The sequence below is a fragment of the Acidovorax sp. GW458-11-26-14-TSB4 genome (assembly GCF_059423865.1).
In genome coordinates, this window is the sequence record NZ_JBWKYR010000003.1 from 46,361 (window position 1) to 64,460 (window position 18,100).

At 66.1% G+C, this 18,100-nt stretch carries 20 protein-coding genes and 2 pseudogenes; 14 read left to right on the plus strand and 8 right to left on the minus strand.

Features of this window, described 5'->3' with window-relative positions; translation table 11 throughout:
* Nucleotides 1–211 precede the first annotated feature (211 nt).
* Nucleotides 212–799, minus strand: a complete 588-nt coding sequence (locus tag AC07X5_RS08780) for an HAD family hydrolase (protein WP_494769815.1) — start codon at nt 797–799, stop codon at nt 212–214.
* Nucleotides 800–1,067: 268 nt separating this feature from the next.
* Here AC07X5_RS08780 and AC07X5_RS08785 point away from each other — a divergent pair.
* From AC07X5_RS08785 to AC07X5_RS08800, 4 genes and pseudogenes are all read left to right on the plus strand, one after another.
* Nucleotides 1,068–1,552 (plus strand): annotated as a pseudogene (locus AC07X5_RS08785) (DUF3164 family protein).
* Nucleotides 1,549–1,773 carry a hypothetical protein gene (locus AC07X5_RS08790; protein WP_494769816.1) on the plus strand — a complete coding sequence of 75 codons (225 nt, stop codon included), beginning with the start codon at nt 1,549–1,551 and terminating at the stop codon, nt 1,771–1,773. Before AC07X5_RS08785 ends, AC07X5_RS08790 begins: the two are co-directional and overlap by 4 nt.
* A 201-nt stretch (nt 1,774–1,974) precedes the next feature.
* Entirely contained in the window at nt 1,975–2,247 is a 273-nt protein-coding gene (locus AC07X5_RS08795) for an HU family DNA-binding protein (RefSeq protein WP_494770090.1), read from the plus strand.
* Nucleotides 2,248–2,311: 64 nt separating this feature from the next.
* Nucleotides 2,312–2,530, plus strand: a pseudogene (locus AC07X5_RS08800) (Mor transcription activator family protein); the annotation flags it as partial.
* Nucleotides 2,531–2,741: 211 nt separating this feature from the next.
* On the opposite strand, the gene AC07X5_RS08805 reads toward AC07X5_RS08800, so the two are convergent.
* Entirely contained in the window at nt 2,742–3,317 is a 576-nt protein-coding gene (locus tag AC07X5_RS08805) for an OmpH/Skp family outer membrane protein (protein WP_409960940.1), read from the minus strand.
* A gap of 1,243 nt (nt 3,318–4,560) precedes the next feature.
* Between AC07X5_RS08805 and AC07X5_RS08810 the strand changes: the two genes are divergently transcribed.
* Genes AC07X5_RS08810 through AC07X5_RS08820 form a run of 3 tightly spaced genes read left to right on the plus strand, consistent with a single transcriptional unit; the run spans nt 4,561 to nt 6,700 of the window.
* Nucleotides 4,561–5,061, plus strand: a complete 501-nt coding sequence (locus tag AC07X5_RS08810) for a DUF2753 family protein (protein ID WP_494769817.1) — start codon at nt 4,561–4,563, stop codon at nt 5,059–5,061.
* A gap of 40 nt (nt 5,062–5,101) precedes the next feature.
* The gene (locus AC07X5_RS08815) at nt 5,102–5,725 is read left to right on the plus strand and encodes a superoxide dismutase (protein WP_494769818.1); all 624 of its coding nucleotides are present in this window, start codon (nt 5,102–5,104) and stop codon (nt 5,723–5,725) included.
* Between the two features lie 39 nt (nt 5,726–5,764).
* Nucleotides 5,765–6,700 carry a ZIP family metal transporter gene (locus tag AC07X5_RS08820; RefSeq protein WP_494769819.1) on the plus strand — a complete coding sequence of 312 codons (936 nt, stop codon included), beginning with the start codon at nt 5,765–5,767 and terminating at the stop codon, nt 6,698–6,700.
* Nucleotides 6,701–6,758: 58 nt separating this feature from the next.
* Here AC07X5_RS08820 and AC07X5_RS08825 read toward each other — a convergent pair whose 3' ends face one another.
* Nucleotides 6,759–7,655 carry an NmrA family NAD(P)-binding protein gene (locus AC07X5_RS08825; protein ID WP_494769820.1) on the minus strand — a complete coding sequence of 299 codons (897 nt, stop codon included), beginning with the start codon at nt 7,653–7,655 and terminating at the stop codon, nt 6,759–6,761.
* Nucleotides 7,656–7,776: 121 nt separating this feature from the next.
* Here AC07X5_RS08825 and AC07X5_RS08830 point away from each other — a divergent pair, with 121 nt between their 5' ends.
* Nucleotides 7,777–8,745, plus strand: coding sequence for an AraC family transcriptional regulator (locus AC07X5_RS08830; RefSeq protein WP_494769821.1), 969 nt, complete (start codon nt 7,777–7,779; stop codon nt 8,743–8,745).
* Here the strand turns inward: AC07X5_RS08830 and AC07X5_RS08835 are convergent.
* The gene (locus AC07X5_RS08835) at nt 8,742–9,971 is read right to left on the minus strand and encodes a nucleoside recognition domain-containing protein (RefSeq protein ID WP_494769822.1); all 1,230 of its coding nucleotides are present in this window, start codon (nt 9,969–9,971) and stop codon (nt 8,742–8,744) included. The two genes, AC07X5_RS08830 and AC07X5_RS08835, sit on opposite strands and share 4 nt — an antisense overlap.
* Before the next feature lie 175 nt (nt 9,972–10,146).
* Between AC07X5_RS08835 and AC07X5_RS08840 the strand changes: the two genes are divergently transcribed.
* The 5 genes from AC07X5_RS08840 to AC07X5_RS08860 are packed head-to-tail and all read left to right on the plus strand — an operon-like array spanning nt 10,147 to nt 13,854.
* On the plus strand, nt 10,147–10,860 hold the full coding sequence (locus AC07X5_RS08840; RefSeq protein WP_494769823.1) for a YebC/PmpR family DNA-binding transcriptional regulator: 714 nt from the start codon (nt 10,147–10,149) through the stop codon (nt 10,858–10,860).
* 58 nt (nt 10,861–10,918) lie between these two features.
* Nucleotides 10,919–11,203, plus strand: a complete 285-nt coding sequence (locus tag AC07X5_RS08845; RefSeq protein WP_494769824.1) for a DnaJ domain-containing protein — start codon at nt 10,919–10,921, stop codon at nt 11,201–11,203.
* Nucleotides 11,204–11,222: 19 nt separating this feature from the next.
* Entirely contained in the window at nt 11,223–11,801 is a 579-nt protein-coding gene (locus AC07X5_RS08850; RefSeq protein WP_494769825.1) for a hypothetical protein, read from the plus strand.
* A 2-nt stretch (nt 11,802–11,803) separates the two neighbouring features.
* Complete coding sequence (locus AC07X5_RS08855) at nt 11,804–12,568, plus strand: hypothetical protein (protein ID WP_494769826.1); 765 nt, start codon at nt 11,804–11,806, stop codon at nt 12,566–12,568.
* An 8-nt stretch (nt 12,569–12,576) separates the two neighbouring features.
* Nucleotides 12,577–13,854, plus strand: coding sequence for a hypothetical protein (locus AC07X5_RS08860; protein ID WP_494769827.1), 1,278 nt, complete (start codon nt 12,577–12,579; stop codon nt 13,852–13,854).
* Between the two features lie 23 nt (nt 13,855–13,877).
* Here AC07X5_RS08860 and AC07X5_RS08865 read toward each other — a convergent pair whose 3' ends face one another.
* The 4 genes from AC07X5_RS08865 to AC07X5_RS08880 form a co-directional block, all read right to left on the minus strand.
* Nucleotides 13,878–14,663 carry a hypothetical protein gene (locus AC07X5_RS08865; RefSeq protein ID WP_494769828.1) on the minus strand — a complete coding sequence of 262 codons (786 nt, stop codon included), beginning with the start codon at nt 14,661–14,663 and terminating at the stop codon, nt 13,878–13,880.
* Nucleotides 14,664–14,888: 225 nt separating this feature from the next.
* Entirely contained in the window at nt 14,889–15,674 is a 786-nt protein-coding gene (locus AC07X5_RS08870) for a hypothetical protein (RefSeq protein ID WP_494769829.1), read from the minus strand.
* A gap of 26 nt (nt 15,675–15,700) precedes the next feature.
* Nucleotides 15,701–15,877, minus strand: a complete 177-nt coding sequence (locus AC07X5_RS08875) for a hypothetical protein (protein ID WP_494769830.1) — start codon at nt 15,875–15,877, stop codon at nt 15,701–15,703.
* A 28-nt stretch (nt 15,878–15,905) separates the two neighbouring features.
* A complete protein-coding gene (locus AC07X5_RS08880; protein WP_494769831.1) occupies nt 15,906–16,655 on the minus strand; it encodes an AAA family ATPase in 750 nt (249 codons plus the stop codon).
* Nucleotides 16,656–16,849: 194 nt separating this feature from the next.
* Between AC07X5_RS08880 and AC07X5_RS08885 the strand changes: the two genes are divergently transcribed.
* A complete protein-coding gene (locus tag AC07X5_RS08885) occupies nt 16,850–18,055 on the plus strand; it encodes a GGDEF domain-containing protein (protein ID WP_494769832.1) in 1,206 nt (401 codons plus the stop codon).
* Nucleotides 18,056–18,100 lie beyond the last annotated feature (45 nt).

Sequence of the window (18,100 nt, forward strand, 5' to 3'; positions counted from 1 at the left end):
ACGTTCTTCGCTGCCGCATGGTCTTTCGTGAGAACCCATGTTCGCTGATTTGGTACCGACCTGGCCTGCGGGCTTTCACTGGGCCCTTGCGCGCCGAGGGACCCCATCCAGCGTTGCGAGCACATGTTGGAGGTCAGGCCGGCCAGTTTCGCAACGTCGGATCGCAGCACCATCCGACCTCACCCGGCTGTGAAGGCCTGTCGTCCGGGACTTACCCGCGCGCCGGGGTGGGCACCGCGGTCAGCGCAGCGATCGAGGGTATGCAAAAATCCGCCACATCCGCGCCGCCGCCGCAGGCCGTGACCCAGCAGGTTGCCATCCCCAGCGCCTTGGCTGGAGCAATATCCCGCTCAAGGCTGTCGCCGACGAACAGCACATCCTGGGGCGGCAAGTCGAGCATACCCAGCGCTTGCAGGAGTAGTCGGGGGGAGGGCTTGATGGACCTCGTGTCCGAAGAGAAGACTTGGCATTCCAGGTTGCTTACCAACCCCATCCGGTGGGACCCGGCCAGCGTGAGGAGCACCTGCGCTGCCCATTCCGGGACCACGCCCACCTCGTGCCTTGCAATGACAAGCTCCAGAAGCCGGGCCTCGTGCCTGGACGGTGTGCTGTGTTTGGCAAGCGTCTCTCGCAGGGACGGGAAGTCGTCGACAAGGGCAGGGTTGGTGTAGTCGGCAAGAAAGCCCGCCACGGCTGCGCCAACGCAATGCGCAACGGCCTCTGCAGACAGCGCAGCGCCGCCCACAGCGCGGTAGGTGGCATCGAAGTCTTCGCCGGGTGAAGCGGGGCGCGAAAACATTCGCTGAACCTGTGCGATAAATTTCGAGGCACTCCGTTTCAACAGGCGTAAACAAATTTCACCCAGAGGGGTGCGAGAGCAATCACCCCCCTTCAGACTCCGTCACGACGAAGAGCCGATCCTCTGCGGGGTCCAACTCTCGCTCCACCATGGTCTTAGTTGGGTTTCCATCACTGTCGTGGTGCCACGTCGCACCAGGTTGAGGGCTTGTCCCATCGACCAGGCCCGCAACAGTCTGGTGATCGAGCTGGCCGAGCTGGCGAAGACCGTGAGCGAGCAGCTCACGCGCGCCAAGGCCAAGACCTTCGGCGATGTGGCCGCATTCGTCGACCTCAGTGCCGAGGAGTACAAGGTCAAGCTGGGCGGCAAGAAGGGCAACCTCACGCTGCACAGCTTCGACGGCCGCTACAAGCTGCAGATCGCGACTGCCGAATCCATCACCTTCGACGAGCGCCTGCAGGCGGCGAAGGAGCTGCTGGACCAGTGCGCGGCCGACTGGTCGGATGGCACCGCGAAGAGGTCAAGATCGTGCTGCAGAACACGTTCCAGACCGACCGGGAGGGCAATCTGAGCGTCGGCAAGATCCTGGGCCTGCGCCGGTGGGCCATCACCGATGCACGCTGGCAGGAGGCTATGCGCGCCATCAGCGAGAGCATGCAGGTGATCGGGAGCAAGCAGTACATCCGGTTTTACGAGCGCGTGGGCATGACCGACCGCTACGTGCCGATTCCGCTGGACATGGTTGCTGTATGAGCCGCGACCTCCATCTGCAGGTGAACCGTTCATGCGGCTGGCGTACTGCGCTGACGTTTGACATGGATGGCGTCGACGTTGAAGCGATCCAGGTCGCGGCCGCAAACCTGGTCGTCTTGGCCGACCCTGCCGGCAACACAAAGCTTCGCCTCGCGACGGCAGACGGTATGCAGCGCGCACTTATTCGTTGGGATGCAAAAGGAGGCTGGCAGGACGCTTGATTTTGCGGGGGCATGCGGTGGGTGCCCCGGTGTCATCGCACCACAACTCCCGCAGCCATCGGTACCGCCTCATCGGAGCCCCGCAGCAGGCCTGCCGATGCGGTCTCCTCCCGAATACGGGGAGGTGCTGAGATGGCCGATTTCCTGTGTTCGTCAACACCGGTTTACTTCCTCAACCTTTCACTATGGATTTCACAGAGCATGAACAAGACTGACCTGATCACACAGATGGCCGATGCGGCAGGGATCTCCAAGGCCGCAGCCGGCGCAGCTCTCGATGCTGCCACCGATGCAATCAAGGGCACCCTCAAAAAGGGTGGCTCGGTGACGCTGGTGGGCTTTGGCTCGTTCACCGTGACCAAGCGCTCGGCGCGCACCGGACGGAACCCGAAGACGGGCGAGGCCATCAAGATCAAGGCGAGCAAGTCGCCGAAATTTTCGGCTGGCAAAGCCTTCAAGGACGCCTTGAACTGACCGCAACCGACGCCGGCACCAGCCGGCTTTCTGAAGCCCCCGCCCGGGGGACCTAGCCAAGCACTGGGGCGGCCAGATCATCAGCTTCCCCAAGGACCTGCGGCGGGAGCTGGTGCGTTTGGAGCTGGAGATCTGGGGCAAGTTCGCCGGTGACAACTACGACGACTTGGCCCGCCAGTACGGCATGACCGTGAGCGGTGTCCGCAAGCTCATCAGCCGCATCTGCGCCAAGCTGGCGGCGGACACCCAGCACGACCTTTTTGACCCGGCCCGGGTCGCCTGAGCGGCCTCAGCTTCGTTGCGGGCAAGCGGGTGGTTAGTCCATGTTGCCCGTAGGCCGTAGCAGACAGCTGTGGGCAAGACCGAAGGGCGGCTTTGGGCCCCACGCAGCCTTTCATCGAGCTGTCGCACCAGTCCGCTGATATAGAGCCTGTCGTCAATCGTCAAGATCGCGAAGCTCTCCGAAAATAAGTGGCGTTCGTCGTGAGCACCTATCACTGCGCCGCAGGGGCAGCAGTCGCGAGCGCTTTCATCACCTCGTTAGTGATGTCCACCGTTGGCGCAGCCATAACGGCATCCTGCAGTATCAGGTCGTACTTTTCCTGCTTGAAGATCTGGCGGATCGCACGGTGTGTCAGCTCCCATAGCTCGGACTTCTGCTCGTTGCGGCGCTGAGCTACCTCTTCATTGAACTCACGGAGCTTTCGCATGAGGTCGCGTTCCTGATCGATCAGTTCGCGCCGCCTGCGACCGATATCGTGTTCGGACAGCGTGGGTCCTTCCTTATCCAGTTGGTCGGCCACGGCCTTGAGGTGAGCTCCCAACTCATCCAGTTGCCTCTGTCGAGGGAGGATTTCGGCAGCCAGCTTGTCCTCCATAGCCCTGGCGGGGAGCGACAGGAGCATCACACGCTCGAAGTCCACGTAACCGATCTTAAGTTGCTGAGCCAGCGCGGATGAAGGAGCCAGAGAGATCATGCACGCCGCCACCGCGCCGGTGGCAAAGACAACCGCTGTACGGCGGGCCACCGCGGAGGTAGCCACCGAAAAGGTCAAGATAAATCTGTTCATCAGAATGGCGTTCCGACGTGAATGTGAAAGCACTGGATGTTATGCGACGCCCCAATAAACAGCCGTTCCTACACGCAACGCTCAGACGTCATTGGCAGCACTGCAGGTTTCAAAAGCCTCTGTGTCGATTCTCTGTGAAGACGGTACACCGACCGTCCGCTTCTGGCCGGATTTTGCCGCACGGCCGTGGTGTCATCGGGCTCAAAGTTGTAGTAGCTAAACGGCGTTGACCTTGATGGTTCTGGAACCTGCGCCAGGGCCAGCAGCCAAGAACTCTTGCCAATTCTGAAGAAGAAAGAGCAGCGTCCGCGTCGGCAATTGCTCCGTATTTTCGGCATCGTCTAAGTCAAATGCGATCCCTCTCTCGCCTTCGAACTGCAGGCCGAAATGCTCGCGTTCCCAGCGCTGGGGCCCGATGCTCCGGCCAAGGCTGCGTTCGCAAGACGCTTGCCTTCCTCGATCCACGCAATTGCGAGATCCTGGCCAAGGCCGCCATCGTCGTCAAGCGCATGTGCGAGCAAGCTTACGCCGTGTACGTTGAGCCGGTCAGACATACAGCGCGCCACGCTATGACCACTAGGAAGTCTGTGCCATGAAAATGTCAGCTTCATCTATTGTCGGAATGTCTGCTTTTGGCCGAGGCTGTGGGAAAACGTCGATAGACGACTTTTGCAGGGTACTTCAACCCTTGCTCGCATCGAGATCGTGCCGTTGTAGGCCGATCTGAGCGGTCGACTTCTGAGTCGACTGGCAGGTCAAGGGCGCAACGCGCGTTTTCACACAGCCTCGGCCGATAGCGGAAGTCTAGCAATATGCCAAGGCCTTCAACCGGAGGAGTTCACCAAGCGCTTGCCGTTACAGCCCCTGTAACGTCATTTCCTGGACCGGTGTCGGTTGATCCCGTTCAGTCCCGGCAAATCCCGATTTATCGCGACGTGTTGGTTGGTTTATCTCAACTCCCTTCAGCCGGGCCCCAGGCGGTCGCCGCCAAACATGAACGTGTCGTTCATGTCGAACAGCAGGGCCTTGTAGCGATGGAGAGGGGGAACCATTGGAGGCAATGGTGCCTGATCCGTGCCACAGGTGGCTCGCAAAGACGGGCCGCACCGGGCTGTGCGCTTTTCCTGATGTGCCCGCCACAAAACCCCTCGCTGGACAATGCGAATGAGAATGCATATCATTTTATTCGCCTGAGTACGCTACGCCCCGTCCACCGCAAAAGGCTCCCACCAGGAGCATTGCCATGGACCTGCGCCACGCAGCCAGCCTTTCGACCACCCCTGCCGCCCGGGACGCCCTGGCGCCCGAGCCCGCCACGCTGGCGCATTGGGAGCGCACGCTGCAGCGCGCCAATGCCGCCCTGCGCATGGACCAGCCCGTGATGGCGCTGGCCTACCAGCAGCAGGCGCTGGTGCTGGCCTTGCGCATCGTGCAGGCGCCGCCCGCCGGCCGGGAGGACGACTGCATTGCCGCCCTGGTGGTCTCGCACCTGAACCTGGCCGACCTGCAGGCCGAAGCCGGCGCGCTGGACGCGTCTGCGCAGTTGCTGTGCAGCGTGCATGCCACGCTGCTGGGCCTGATGGCCGATGGCAGCCGCGGCGCCGCGCTGCAGCAGGCAGCCTGGCGCCAAAGCCGCGAGACCCACGCCGCATTGCTTCGCCATGTGCAGGCGCATGGTGCGCACCCCGACACCACCGCCGTGCTGGCCGGCGCCCGAGGCGTGCTGCAGGGCACGGCGCACTGAGCCGGCTGTCTACCGATTACCCCACCCCTGAAAGGAACCCATGCCCTATACCTTGCCTGTCTTGCCCTATGCCTATGACGCGCTGGAACCCCACATCGATGCCCGCACGATGGAGATCCACCACACCAAGCACCACCAGACCTATATCAACAACCTGAACGCCGCGCTGGACGGCACGCCCCACGCCGGCCTGCCGGTGGACGAGCTGGTGGCCGGCATTGCGCAATTGCCCGAGAACCTGCAGGGCCCCGTGCGCAACAACGGCGGCGGCCATGCCAACCACACGCTGTTCTGGACCGTGATGTCGCCCACGGGCGGCGCTGAACCGCAGGGAGCGCTGGCCGAGGCCATCCAGGCTGACCTGGGCGGCTTCGATGCCTTCAAGGACGCCTTCACCAAGGCCGCGCTCACGCGCTTTGGCAGCGGCTGGGCCTGGCTCAGCGTGAACAGCGCCGGCAGGCTGGTGGTGGAAAGCTCGGGCAACCAGGACAGCCCGCTCATGGCCGGCCTGCTGTCGGGCAACACCCCCATCCTGGGCCTGGACGTGTGGGAACACGCCTACTACCTGCAGTACCAAAATCGCCGCCCCGAATACATCGCGGCGTTCTATAACGTAGTGGACTGGGCCGAGGTGGCGCGCCGCTACGCCGCCGCGCGCGGCTGAATCCATCCGCCTAGCCCGACCCCTGCCGGAGCCGAACCCATGAACGTTCCCCCGCCGTCCCCTGACAACGCCGCGCTGTCTGCCGGCCTGACGCCTCCTGCCCGCCAGCCCTTGCATTGGCGCCAGTGGCTGGGCCTGGCCATCGTGCTCACCGGGGGCGTGGTCGGCACGCTGCAGGTATGGCAGTGGATCGCGGGCCAGCCGGTGGTGCTGTCGGCGCTGCTGGGCGGCAGCGCGGCCGCCCTGGCCACGGCCCTGGGCACCTTGCCGGTGATGCTCTCGCAGCGCATCTCCGAACGCACGCAGGACACCATGTTCGGCTTTGGCGCGGGCGTGATGCTGGCGGCCTGCTCGTTCTCGCTCATCATCCCGGGCATCAATGCCTCGCGCGCGGCCGGGGCCGGCGCCTGGGAGGCGGGCGGCACCATGGGCGCCGCCATCCTGCTCGGCGCGCTGGTGCTGCTGCTCATGGAGCGCCTGCTGCCGCACGAGCACTTCATCAAGGGCGTGGAGGGCGGGCAGACCTCGCGCACGCTGCGCCGCACCTGGCTCTTCGTGTTCGCGATCGCCCTGCACAACCTGCCCGAGGGCCTGGCCATCGGCGTGGGCTATGCCAGCGGCGATGCCGTGCGTGCGGGTGCCCTGGCCACCGGCATTGCCATCCAGGACGTGCCCGAAGGCCTGGTCGTGGCCGTGGCACTGCTGGCGGCCGGCTACAAGCGCTGGCTGGCCGTGGGCCTGGGCATGGCCTCGGGCCTGGTGGAACCGCTGGGCGCCGTGCTGGGCGCTGCCGTGGTCAGCTACTCGGTGAGCCTGCTGCCCTGGGGACTGGGCTTTGCCGCTGGCGCCATGCTGTTCGTGATCAGCCACGAGATCATCCCCGAGTCGCACCGCAAGGGCCACGAGGCCTGGGCGACCGGCGGGCTGATGCTGGGCTTCGTGATCATGATGGTGCTGGACACCGCCCTGGGCTGATCCCGGGCAGGCGATCCCACCGGCCACGGCGCGCAAGTTGCCGTGGCCTTTTTGCTTTTCAGGGCAGGGCGTCGTAGGCTTGCTTGAGCGCCGGGGCCAGCGACTGGAGCGGGGTTGCGGTGGTGTTGCCCGCGTTGCGGCCCTCCACCGAACGCACACGCCCCTCGTTGAGGGCGCGGGCCATCTTCGCCAACAGTTCGGCCAGGTCGGGCGCAATGCCGAACTGGGCCATGCCCTCGGCAGCAGCCTCATAAGGCAGTTGCTGGTAGGCCAAGCCCGGCTGGCCGATGACTTCGCCCACAAAAGCGGCGAGCTGGTCGTGGCTCAGGTCGCCGGGGCCCAGCAGCTCGCGCACGCTGTGGCCGGTCCAGCCACGCTGGTTCAGCGCGGTGGTGGCCGCATCGGCGATGTCGCGCGTGGCGATCATGGGGATGGGCAGATCGGGCGCAAAGGCATCGGCCAGGCTGCCGCCGTACTTCACACCGGGCAGCAGGTTGAACAGGCCTTCATAGAACATGGCCGGGCGCAGCCTGAGCACATGGCTGTGCTGCAGGGTGGCCAGGCGCTGCTCCTGCTCGTGCAGGCTGACCAGCACACCCGTGCCGGCAGGCTGCTCGGCGCCCAGGCTGCTGAGCGCCACCACATGCGGCACACGCGCGGCCTGCAGCGCCGCCACGATGGCCTGGCCCTGCGTGCGTTGCAGCGCCATGAAACCGGAGGCCGTGGGATCGAAAGGCATCATGGCGTAGACGGCGTCGGTGCCTTCGAAAGCGCGGGTGAGGTAGGCCGGGTCGGCGGCATCACCCACGTGCACCTGCGCACCCTGTTGCCGCAAGGCGTCGAGCCGCTCGGCCGAGCGGCCCATGGCGCGCACGCGGTGGCCCAGGGCGAGTAGGTTGCGGGCGATCACGCTGCCCGTGTGGCCGGTGGCACCCATCACTGCGATGTCTGACATGTGGAACTCCAAGGGGTTGTGGAACAAACAGGCCTTCAGTGTCTCGGCCAGCCCCAGGTATGCCAATGATGAATCAACGGTGTTTTTTGATTATTCGTCCAGATCAGATTAGGATGCGTGCATGGACATCCAGGTTGAAGCCGCCTCTGCCGCCACCGACCCGCTGGGCCGGGCCCTGCACTTGTTGCGCATGACGGGGGTGATCTACTGCTACTCCTACCTGCACCCGCCCATGGGCATTGCGCTGCCGCCGATCCCGGGCTGCCTGATGTTCCACGCCATCACGGCCGGCGAATGCTGGCTGCGCGTGCCGGGCGCCGAACCCGTGCTGCTGCGCGCGGGCGATTTCGCGCTGGTGCCGCGCGGCGAGGGGCACGACCTGCTGTCCACCGCCACCTCGCAGGCCGACGATTTCTTCGAGCTGCCGCGCGTGCAGCTTGGCGGGCGCTTCGAGATCATGCGCCACGGCGAAGGCAGCGCGCCGGTCTCCATGGTCTGCGGCGCAGTGCGTTTTGACGACGTGCTGGCCCGCCGCCTGGTGCATGCGCTGCCGCGCCAGATCGTGCTGGGCGGGCAGTCGCTGGGGCCCTCGAACTGGCTCGCGCCCATCCTGGCGCTGCTGCAGGAAGAGGTACAGCACCTGCGGCCCGGCGGCGAGGCCGTGGCCACGCGCCTGGCCGATGTGCTGGTGCTGCAGGCCATCCGCATCTGGCTGCAGAACGACCCGGGCGCGCGCACCGGCTGGCTGGGGGCCCTGCAGGACGCCCAGCTCGGCCCAGCCCTGGTGCTCATGCACGAGCAGCCCGGCACGCCCTGGACCCTGGCCTCGCTGGCCAGCGCCGTGGCCATGTCGCGCTCGGCCTTTGCCGCGCGCTTCGCGGCATCGGTGGGCATGCCGGTGATGCAGTACCTGACCCTGTGGCGCATGGCGCTGGCCCAGTCGCGCCTGCAGGAGGGGCAGGTGCGCCTGGCCGAACTGGCCGACAGCCTGGGCTACCAGTCGGAGGCGGCGTTCAGCCGCGCGTACAAGCGCTGGTCGGGGCGTTCGCCGGGGAGCGAGCGGCGGGTGGAGACGGCTGTCTTGGTTTAGCCAAAGAACCAGTAGCAGACGGCGATGGCGGCAATCACGCCCGCCAGTTCCGCCAACAGCGCACACGCCACCGCGTGCCGCGCACGCTGTATGCCCACGGCACCGAAATACACCGCCAGCACATAGAAGGTGGTCTCGGTGCTGCCCTGGATGATCGCCGCCGCGCGCGCGGCAAAGCTGTCCACGCCCTGGGTCTGCATGGTCTCGATCAGCATGGCGCGGGCGGCGCTGCCCGAGAAGGGCTTGACCAGGGCGGTGGGCAGTGCGTCCACGAATCGCGTGTCGGCGCCTACCGCCTCCACGCACCAGCGGATCGCGTCGAGCACATAGCCCAGCGCGCCCGAGGCGCGGAACACGCCCACGGCGCAGAGCATGGCCACCAGGTAGGGCAGCAGGCCCCTGGCCACGTCGAAGCCCTCGCGCGCGCCCTCGATGAAGGCCTCGTACACGGCCACCTTGCGCCAGGCGCCCAGCACGACGAACAGCACGATCAGCGAGAACAGCACCAGGTTGCCCAGCAGCGACGACAGGCTGGCCAGCGCCGCGGCGCTCAGTGTGGCCAGCAGTGCCATGAAGCCGCCGAGCACCAGCGCCACGGGCAGCAGGTAGGCCAGCACCACCGGGTGCCACAGCGGCAACCGCTGCACCACGGCCACGGCCAGCAGGCCGACGATGGTGGAGACCGAAGTGGCCAGCAGGATGGGCAAAAAGACCAGGGTCGGGTCCGGCGCGCCCTGCTGCATGCGGTACATGAAGATGGTGACCGGCAGCAGCGTGAGCGAGGATGCATTGAGCACCAGGAACAAAATCTGTGCGTTGGTGGCGGTGTCGGGCCGGGGGTTGAGCTCTTGCAGCGAGCGCATGGCCTTGAGGCCCATGGGCGTGGCCGCGTTGTCCAGCCCCAGGGCGTTGGCTGCGAAGTTCAGCGTGATGAGGCCCAGCGAGGGGTGGCCGCGCGGCACCTCGGGCATGAGCTTGGCGAACAGCGGTGCCAGCCAGCGGGCGAGGGCGTCGACGATGCCGGCCTTTTCGGCAATGCGCAGAAAGCCCAGCCACAGCGTGAGCGTGCCGAACAGCAGCACCATCACCTCGACCGAGAGCTTGGCCATGGCGAACAGCGCCTCGACCATGCTGCCGAAGATCTGCGCATTGCCACCCACCAGCCACTGGGCAAAGGCCGCCACGGCGGCGATGACGAAAAAACCCAGCCACAGGGTGTTGAGCATCCGGTCTCCACAAAAATGCACTGCGGGCCACAGGTTACCCCGGCCGTAGGCTGGAGCAACACGATGGTGGTACTCTATAGGGTTCGGCTGGATGCGGTTTTGCAGCGTTTTTACAACGCTTGCAGGCCCATTTTCTGGCCCGACCAATCAAAACTCACCGAGGAAGAGGTCCAACATGGGCGCGCAGTGGAAAGCAAAAGGCAAGGCACAGGTGGCGGATGCCAAGGGCAAGCTGTTTGGCAAGCTGGTCAAGGAAATCACGGTCGCCGCGCGCGGCGGTGCCGATCCGGCCAGCAATGCGCGCCTGCGCCTGGTGGTGGAGCAGGCCCGCAAGGTCTCCATGCCCAAGGACACGCTGGAGCGCGCCATCAAGAAGGGCTCCGGCACCGGTGCTGACGCCGTCAACTACGAACGCGTGATCTACGAAGGCTTTGCCCCCCACCAGGTGGCGGTGATGGTCGAGTGCCTGACCGATAACGTCAACCGCACCGCGCCCGAGATGCGCGTGCTGTTCCGCAAGGGCCAGTTGGGTACGTCGGGTTCGGTGGCCTGGGACTTCAACCACGTGGGCATCATCGAAGCCGAGCCCGCCAACGGCGATGCCGACCCCGAGCTGGCCGCCATCGAAGCCGGCGCGCAGGACTTCGAACCCGGTGAGGAAGAGGGCAACACCACCTTCTGGACCGAGCCCACCGACCTGGACCTGGTGAGCCGCGCGCTGCCGGCCCATGGCTTCACGGTGCTGTCGGCCAAGCTGGGCTACAAGCCCAAGAACCCGGTGAACCCGGCCAACCTGTCGGCCGAGCAGTTGGAAGAGGTGGAAACCTTTCTGGCCGCCATCGACTCCAACGACGACGTGCAGAACGTGTACGTGAGCCTGGCCGGCTGAACAACCCCCAAGGCCGAGGAGGCCAGGCGACGCCTGGCCGCTGCAGCCTGTCCACTCCATGACCGCAGACCACTACGCCGCCCTCGGGCTGGCGGCCAACGCAACGCTCGCCGACATCAAGAAGGCCTACCGCCAGAAGGCGGCCTTCTACCACCCGGACCGCAATGCTGCGCCCGACGCGGCGCAGCGCTTTCAGGCCGTGCAGAAGGCCTACGACGTGCTGTCCGACGACACGGCCCGCCAGGCCTACGACGACAACCGCCGCCGCAACCTGCTGGACGACCCGCTGCAGACGGCCCAGGAAATCTGGCGCACCTATGCCCAAGGCATTCTTCCCTCGTGACCCAAGGCATTCTTTCTTCGTGAAACTCTCTCCCTATTTCCATGACCTGCGCTCGGCCTACCAGGCCGAACTCGACGACCTGACCCAGGACTCCGAAGGCAAGGACGTGCTGCGCAAGCGGCTGGCCGAAAAGCGCAATGAAATCGCCTTCCTCGTGCAGATGATGGAGCTGGCACCCGAAATGGTGGCCGTGGTCTTCCACCAGGGCTTCCGGTTTGCGCGCCCGGCCGCATTGGAGCAGTTGCTCGGCCGCGGCCAGGACGACCTGCCCGGCTGGAGCAGCCTGTCTGCCGACGGCGCCGTGGCGCTGGAGCCCTGGGCTGCGAGCCTGGCCAAGGCCGTGCTGGCTGAGCCCGGCGGCGAGCGCTTTTTGGCCGTGGCGGCGGGGCTCGAATTCATGCAGGCGCACTCGCGCCTGGCACCTGCGGCATCGCATGCTGACGCCGGCGACGAGGAGGGCGACGAAGACGCCGCCGAGCACGACGACGACTACGATGCCTTGAGCGCCGACGATGCGGCCGACCCGCACAACGCCCGTTCGCGCGAGGAAGCCAGCGACAACTGGCTCTCGGACGTCGGCTTTGACCGCAAGGACTGACCATGAACAGCAGCAACACCCACCTGGCCCTCATCACCAAGACCACAGCCCTCATTGCCGCCGGCGACATCGTGGGCGCCGAATCGGCCCTGTCCGAGCTGGCCGACACCGAGGGCGACAACGCCCTGATGGTGGTGCTCGACCAGCTTGCGCCCAAGGACGTGCTGGCCGTGATGCGCGAGTACGACGATTCCAAGGCCTCGGTGGTCAACATGCTGGTCACGCCCGAGCAGTTCGCGCGCGCCATGGTGCTGGAAAAGCAGTACAAGGACCTCACCCACACGCACCTGCGCAACATGGTCAATGCTGTGGTGTTCCGCGACGATGCGGACCCGGTGGAGTTCCTCACCGCCATCGGCGACCTGGAAGGCGGCAGCGAGGCCATGGCCAACTACTTCGCCGAGAAGTGGAGCCGTGTGGAGGCCTTCGCCCGCACCGGCAGCTTCGACGCGGTGGAGGATTACGGCCCCACGCTGACCGACGACGAGCTGCTCGCCTCGGGCTATGTGCAGCCGCGCGTCGACCTCGACGAGGTGGCCGACCGCGACTGGATGCAGATGGCCTGGCTGCTGCGCTACGAGTGCCGCGACCTGTTCATCGAAACCCTGCTGGTGCTGCGCGCCAAGGCCCGTGCCTTCGACCTGGGCCTGGACGAGGGTGACGAGGTGCCGGGCGAGGAAGACGATGGCAAGTTCGAGACCAGCGAGACGGATCGAGGCAAGGCGACCCCCGTCGCGCGCGACTCCGACGAAGAATCCGCGATTTGACCCCCATCATGTCCGAGCACGACATGCCTTCTGCGCCAGCGGCCAACGCACTGCAGCTGCACGATGCGCGCCCATTCTTCGAGAAGGCGCTGGCCTACGGCGTGGCGCACGGCATCATCGATGCGGCCAAGCTGGCCGCGATGAACGCCGATGCCCCCAAGGGCATGGTGCAGATCGCGCGTTACTTCGGCAGCGAGTTCCTGCGGCCCGAGCTGGAGAAGGCGCGCGACCGCATGGTCAACCTGATCAGCCTGTACCTGCTGGACACCACGGATGGCGATCTGCAGAAGGCGGCGGTGTCCCTGCGCGACAACTCCTTCCTGTCGCGCTCCAAGGGCGGCTCGGACATGCTCAAGCGCCTGATCGCCATGCCCGAGAGCAGCAACTTCGGCATGGGCGGTTATGCCGATGCCGAGACGCCGCTTTTGGCCGTGTGGTCCCTGCGCAGCCATGCCGAGTACCAAGTGGAGTTGGCGCGGCGCAGCCAGATTCAGGCGGCCATCCGCGCCGCCCAGTGGCTGGCCGATGAATACGGCCTGGACGAAGACGCGCTCGAAGAGGCGGGCGCCGATGCCGAGGCCGTGGTCCGCACCGGCCTGCTGCTGCAGGCCCTGGCGCCCAAGGCGGGCGACTGGCCGAATGCCGTGGTGTTCGAGAAGATTGCCACCGCCCATCGCAAGAAGCAGACCGCGGCGGGCACGCTCAAGCTCTCGCTTCCCCCTGGCCTGCCCGCGGACCTGAAAGAGGTGTTCGAAGCCCAGCGCGCCACTGTGCTGGCCGACCTGCCCAGGCTGCTCGATGCCGCCACACCACTGCGCGGCCTGCTGCGACCCACCAGCGGTTTCCGTGCGCGCTACTTCCTGCTGGACGACCCGCTGGCCGAGGTGGACGACTACCACCGCAGCCTGGCCGACCTGGACGAGGGGGGGGCCGACGACCCGCAGCCCGCCAGCAAGACCTGGGCGAAGGCGGTGCAGGGCAACGAGGACGAGCCCAGCCTGCTGACCCTGTTCCTGTGCCTGGCCACGGGCACGCCCAAGAAGACGGTGCTGACCGAAAAGACCGCCGCCAGCCTGGTACGCAAGCTGCGCAAGAGCGGCTGGCAGCCCCAACTGGCCACGGACTTCATCCGCGCCCACGCAGCCGGCGTGCGCCAGGCCGACTATGGGGACCTGTGGAACAGCTTCGTGCAGGAGTCGCAGGCCACGCTGCAAAGCGACATGGACTACCAGATGCATGACGCCCTGGCGCTGCTGCGCCGGGAGTGCCATGTGGTGGCGGGCTGAGGTCAATACAGATCGTCCGGGCCTCAGCCTTTGGGCTGAAAATCGTCCAGGACCAGCGTTTCGCCGCTGGTGGACTTCTGGTCGGGCTGGATCACCGGGCTCATTCCCGAGAGCTTGCCACCGGTGATCTGGGTGTAGGCCACGCGGTAGCGGCCTTCGGTGATACGTTCCAGCAGATAGGCCGAGCGCGGTGCCAGGTAGACATCTCTCAGCGGCGTGCAGCGCGCGTCTTCGGCGGCGCACATCCGCGCCCAGAGTGCTTCGTCGCCGGTGTTGCGCAGCATCACGTACCCGCCACCACCGTAGACCCCAATGGATTGGCCGGGCAAGGGGCCGGTGGTGGCGGGCCATTGGCCCTGCGGGTTGGCCGCCGATTTGCCATATGGATAGGGCAGGGAGGCCGCGGCTGCGGTCTGGGCGGTGCCCTTTGCGCCGGCGCGGTGCTGGCCCGGCTTTCCCTGGCTCAGGGGTCCTGACAGCGCGTAGCCCAGCACGACGTACAGCGATACTGCGATGGCCAGCGCGGTCGTGCCGATGGGGGATGTGGCGTCGGACCGGGAGTTGCGCGACCCGCTGAGCCGCACCATCACATCGCCCACCACATCGCGGCCCGTCACGAAGTAGACCACCCAGCTCAGGGCCGTGATTCCCCAGAGGGTGCCCAGCACCCAGGGCCGCGACAGTTCCTCATAGAGGCCCACGAGGATCAACTGGGGCATCATGAAGATCAAATCCGCCAGAGCCGCTTCGGCCCTGGCCGAGGCACAGAAGACCAGGGCGGAAATGAAGGCAAGGGTGGGCTTGTGCATGGCAATGGGAAGGCGGTTCGCGGCTGTGTCGAGCTATGGCTGAATTGTCGGTGCGCCATGCTTGCACGGGAACAGCCCAAATGGGGGCCGTGGTTGCTATGTGGTGGCGGCCGGGATAGTCCTCGTTGAGCCTGCCGGACTAACGATCACGATGTTGTGGCGCTGCTGCGCCGGGAGTGCAACGTGGTGGCGGGCTGACGGCTGGCGGGCCGCCCGGCCTGTCGCCTATTGCTTAAAGTCCGACAGGACCACCGTTTCGGCGCCCGTCGGGTTCTTGCCCAACTGGAAGGCGGCGCTGGTTCCCGACAGGTTCTTTCCGCTGGTCTGGGTGTAGATGACCCGGTAGCGGCCTGGGTCCAGCCGTTCGGTGCTGTAGGCGTGCCGTGGTTCCAGGTAGACCTGCCTCAGCGGAACGCATGGATCGGCGTCGGCCGCGCACAGGCGTGCCCAGAGGCCTTCATCCCCGGGGTTGCGCAGCAGCAGGATGGCACTGCCGCCATAGGCCAGGTAGGGCTGGTCGGGCAGGGTGTCGCTGGAGCTCGGCCATTCGCCCCGGGCATTTCGAGGCGACTTGCCGTAGGGGTACGCCAAGGTGTGCTTGACGCGAGGCTTGGCCTGTTGCCTGGTAGCGTTGTGCTGGTAGGCCGGGCTTTCTCGGCGCTCTGGAGGCGTCCCCCATACCGCGTAGCCGATGAGAACGTAGACCAGCGACGCGACGGCCACGAAGGCCATGGCGCCGTGGGTGGTTGGGTTGAACAGGGATTTGCCCGGGCGGCTGAATCGGTCCATCAGGTCGCCCACCGCATCGCGGCCGGTCACGAAATACGCCACCCAGCACAGCGCAGCGATCCCCCAGATGGTGCCCAGCACCCAGGGCCGTGCCAGCTCCTGGTAGATGCCCATGAGGATGATCTTGGGCATCAGGAGAATCAGGTCCGCCAGGGCGGCTTCGGCCCTGGCGGCGCCGCTGAAAGTCAACGCGGCAATGAGGGCGGTCGCGTGTCTGCGCATGGTGGCGGTCTCCTTGTGGCAGGCCGTCAGCCCACGCGGCTTTTTTGCCTGAGCAGCACGCTCATCCACGGCTCCCAGTTCGCGCTGCCCTCGGCCTGCAGCGACCAAGTGCCCGACATCTCGCTGCCATCGCCGCTGAAAGCGCCGCGAAAGCGCACTCCGTCGCTGTGCAGTGCAGGCGGGATGCTGTCGTCGATGGCCATTGCGGGGTTCTCCCGGTGGGTTGGAGCGCTACTGCGCGAACAATTGGTCCAGCATGCGTTGCGGGTCCATGAGGAAATCACGGGTCACCCGGTAGTGCTCCGTGTCCTGGTAGGCAATGGGTGCGATGCCTTCCTGGCCGCAGTGGAAGATGGTCGCGTCCGGGTAGGCCATCAGAATCGGCGAGTGCGTGGCGATGATGAACTGCGATTTCTCTTCCACCAGGTCGCGCATGCGTGCCAGCGTCGCCAGTTGGCGCTGGGGCGACAGCGCGGCTTCGGGCTCGTCCAGGATGTACAGGCCCTGGCCACCGAAGCGCTCCATCATCAGGGCCATGAAGGATTCCCCGTGCGACTGCTCGTGCAGCGAGCGGCTGCCGTATGCGCCGATGATCGGCGGGCCACCCATGGGGTCTTCGTCCAGCTTCTCGATCTCGGTGGCCACGTTGAAGAAGCTCTCGGCGCGCAGGAAGTAGCCGTCCCTGGGCCGGCGCAGGCCCTTGGCAATGCGCAGGTACCGGTGCAGGTCGGAATGCGATGCGCGCGTTCCGAAGCTGAAGTTCTTGGATCCGCCCTCGGCATTGAAGCCCAGCGAGACGGCGATGGCTTCGAGCAGCGTCGATTTGCCCGAGCCGTTCTCGCCCACGAAGAAGTTCACGTGCGGGTGCAGGTCGATCTGCTCCAGGGCGCGCACCACGGGCAGTGAGAACGGGTACTGGTCGAAGGATTCGACCTTGTCACGCAGCAGCGTGATCCGGCTGACGAACTGGGAGGAGATCATGTCGGCAGGCAGACAGACAGGTGGGGAGGGCTGGTTGTGCGGCGCGCGCCACACTTCGGGGCTGGTAGCGGGTTTCCTCGGGGCTGTGTCAGCCCTGGGTCATGGGGTAAGAGTAACATTGCCTGCAATCCAGCCTGCCGGGCCTTCACCGCCTCCAGAAGCGCGCCTACCACCTGCCAGCCAGCCAGCTTTCAGTGCACACCCCGACCCTCGTCATCCTCGCGGCCATTCTTGCGCTGCTGCTCACTCTGGTGGTATTCACCATGTGGCATTTCAACCGGAACATTCCGGGCCTGGGGTGGTGGGTGCTGTCCTTCCTGTCGGCCTTCGTGTTCGGTGTGAGCCTGCTGGCGCGCGATCAACTGCCCGAGCTGGTGTCGGTGGTCATCTCGCAGTGCAGTATCTCGCTGGCGGCCTACATGTGCCTGCTGGGCAGCCGTGCCTACATGGGGCGGCCACCGCCTTCGCATGTGGTTGCGGCAATGGCCATCGGGGCACTGGTGCTGGCTTCTGCCTACTTCACCGTGGTGCAGCCCCACCTGGGCATGCGCTTCGTGTTTGCCGGGCTGGGCGCCGGTGTGTTCTTCCTGCTGACGGCGCGCACCCTGGCGCAGGGGGAGGCACGGCTGGTGCCGGCGCGCTATCTCTTCGCGCTGGCGGCGGCGGCCCACGGCCTGTTTTTGCTGCTGCGCCCCTTGCTGTTCAGCTTGGGCTCCGGCACGGCGGAGGCAGGGATTGACGCGAGCCTGGTGGCCCGGCTCTCGCAGTTCGTGGTGCTCGAGTCGCTGATCGCGCTGGTGCTGTTCGCCTTTGGCGCGCTGATGCTGGCCAACGAATTCATCGCCAATGAGCTGCGCCACCTGGCCGAGGTGGACCCGCTGACCAATATATTCAACCGCCGCGCCTTCCTGACGCTGCTGGACAAGGCCATGAGCAATGCCCAGCGCACCAGCGGCGCAGGCCTGCCGGTGCTGGTGATGGACCTGGACCATTTCAAGAAGGTCAATGACACCTGGGGCCACCAGTGCGGTGACGAGGTGCTGCGGCACTTTGTGCTGCTGGCCAACCGCTGCCTGCGCCGGGAAGACGTGCTGGGGCGCCTGGGGGGCGAGGAATTCGCGATTGCGCTGCCCAACGCGGACCACGAGGGGGCCCGCACGGTGGCCGAGCGCCTGTGCGCCCTGGTGGCGGCGCAACCGGCGCCCACCGAACGCAGCGCCATACCCATCACCGTGAGTATCGGGGTCACGCTGAGCGTACCCGGCGAAAAACCCGAAACCGTGCTGCAGCGCGCCGACGAGGCCATGTACCTGGCCAAGAAGCGCGGGCGCAACCGGGTGGAGGTGCTGCCGGCGCCGCAACGGGTGGTGGCGGCCGCCGCTGCCGTGCCGGCCCTTTGATCCACTGGGGCCGTGCGGGGTATTGGCCGGCCGCGGCCCTGTCAC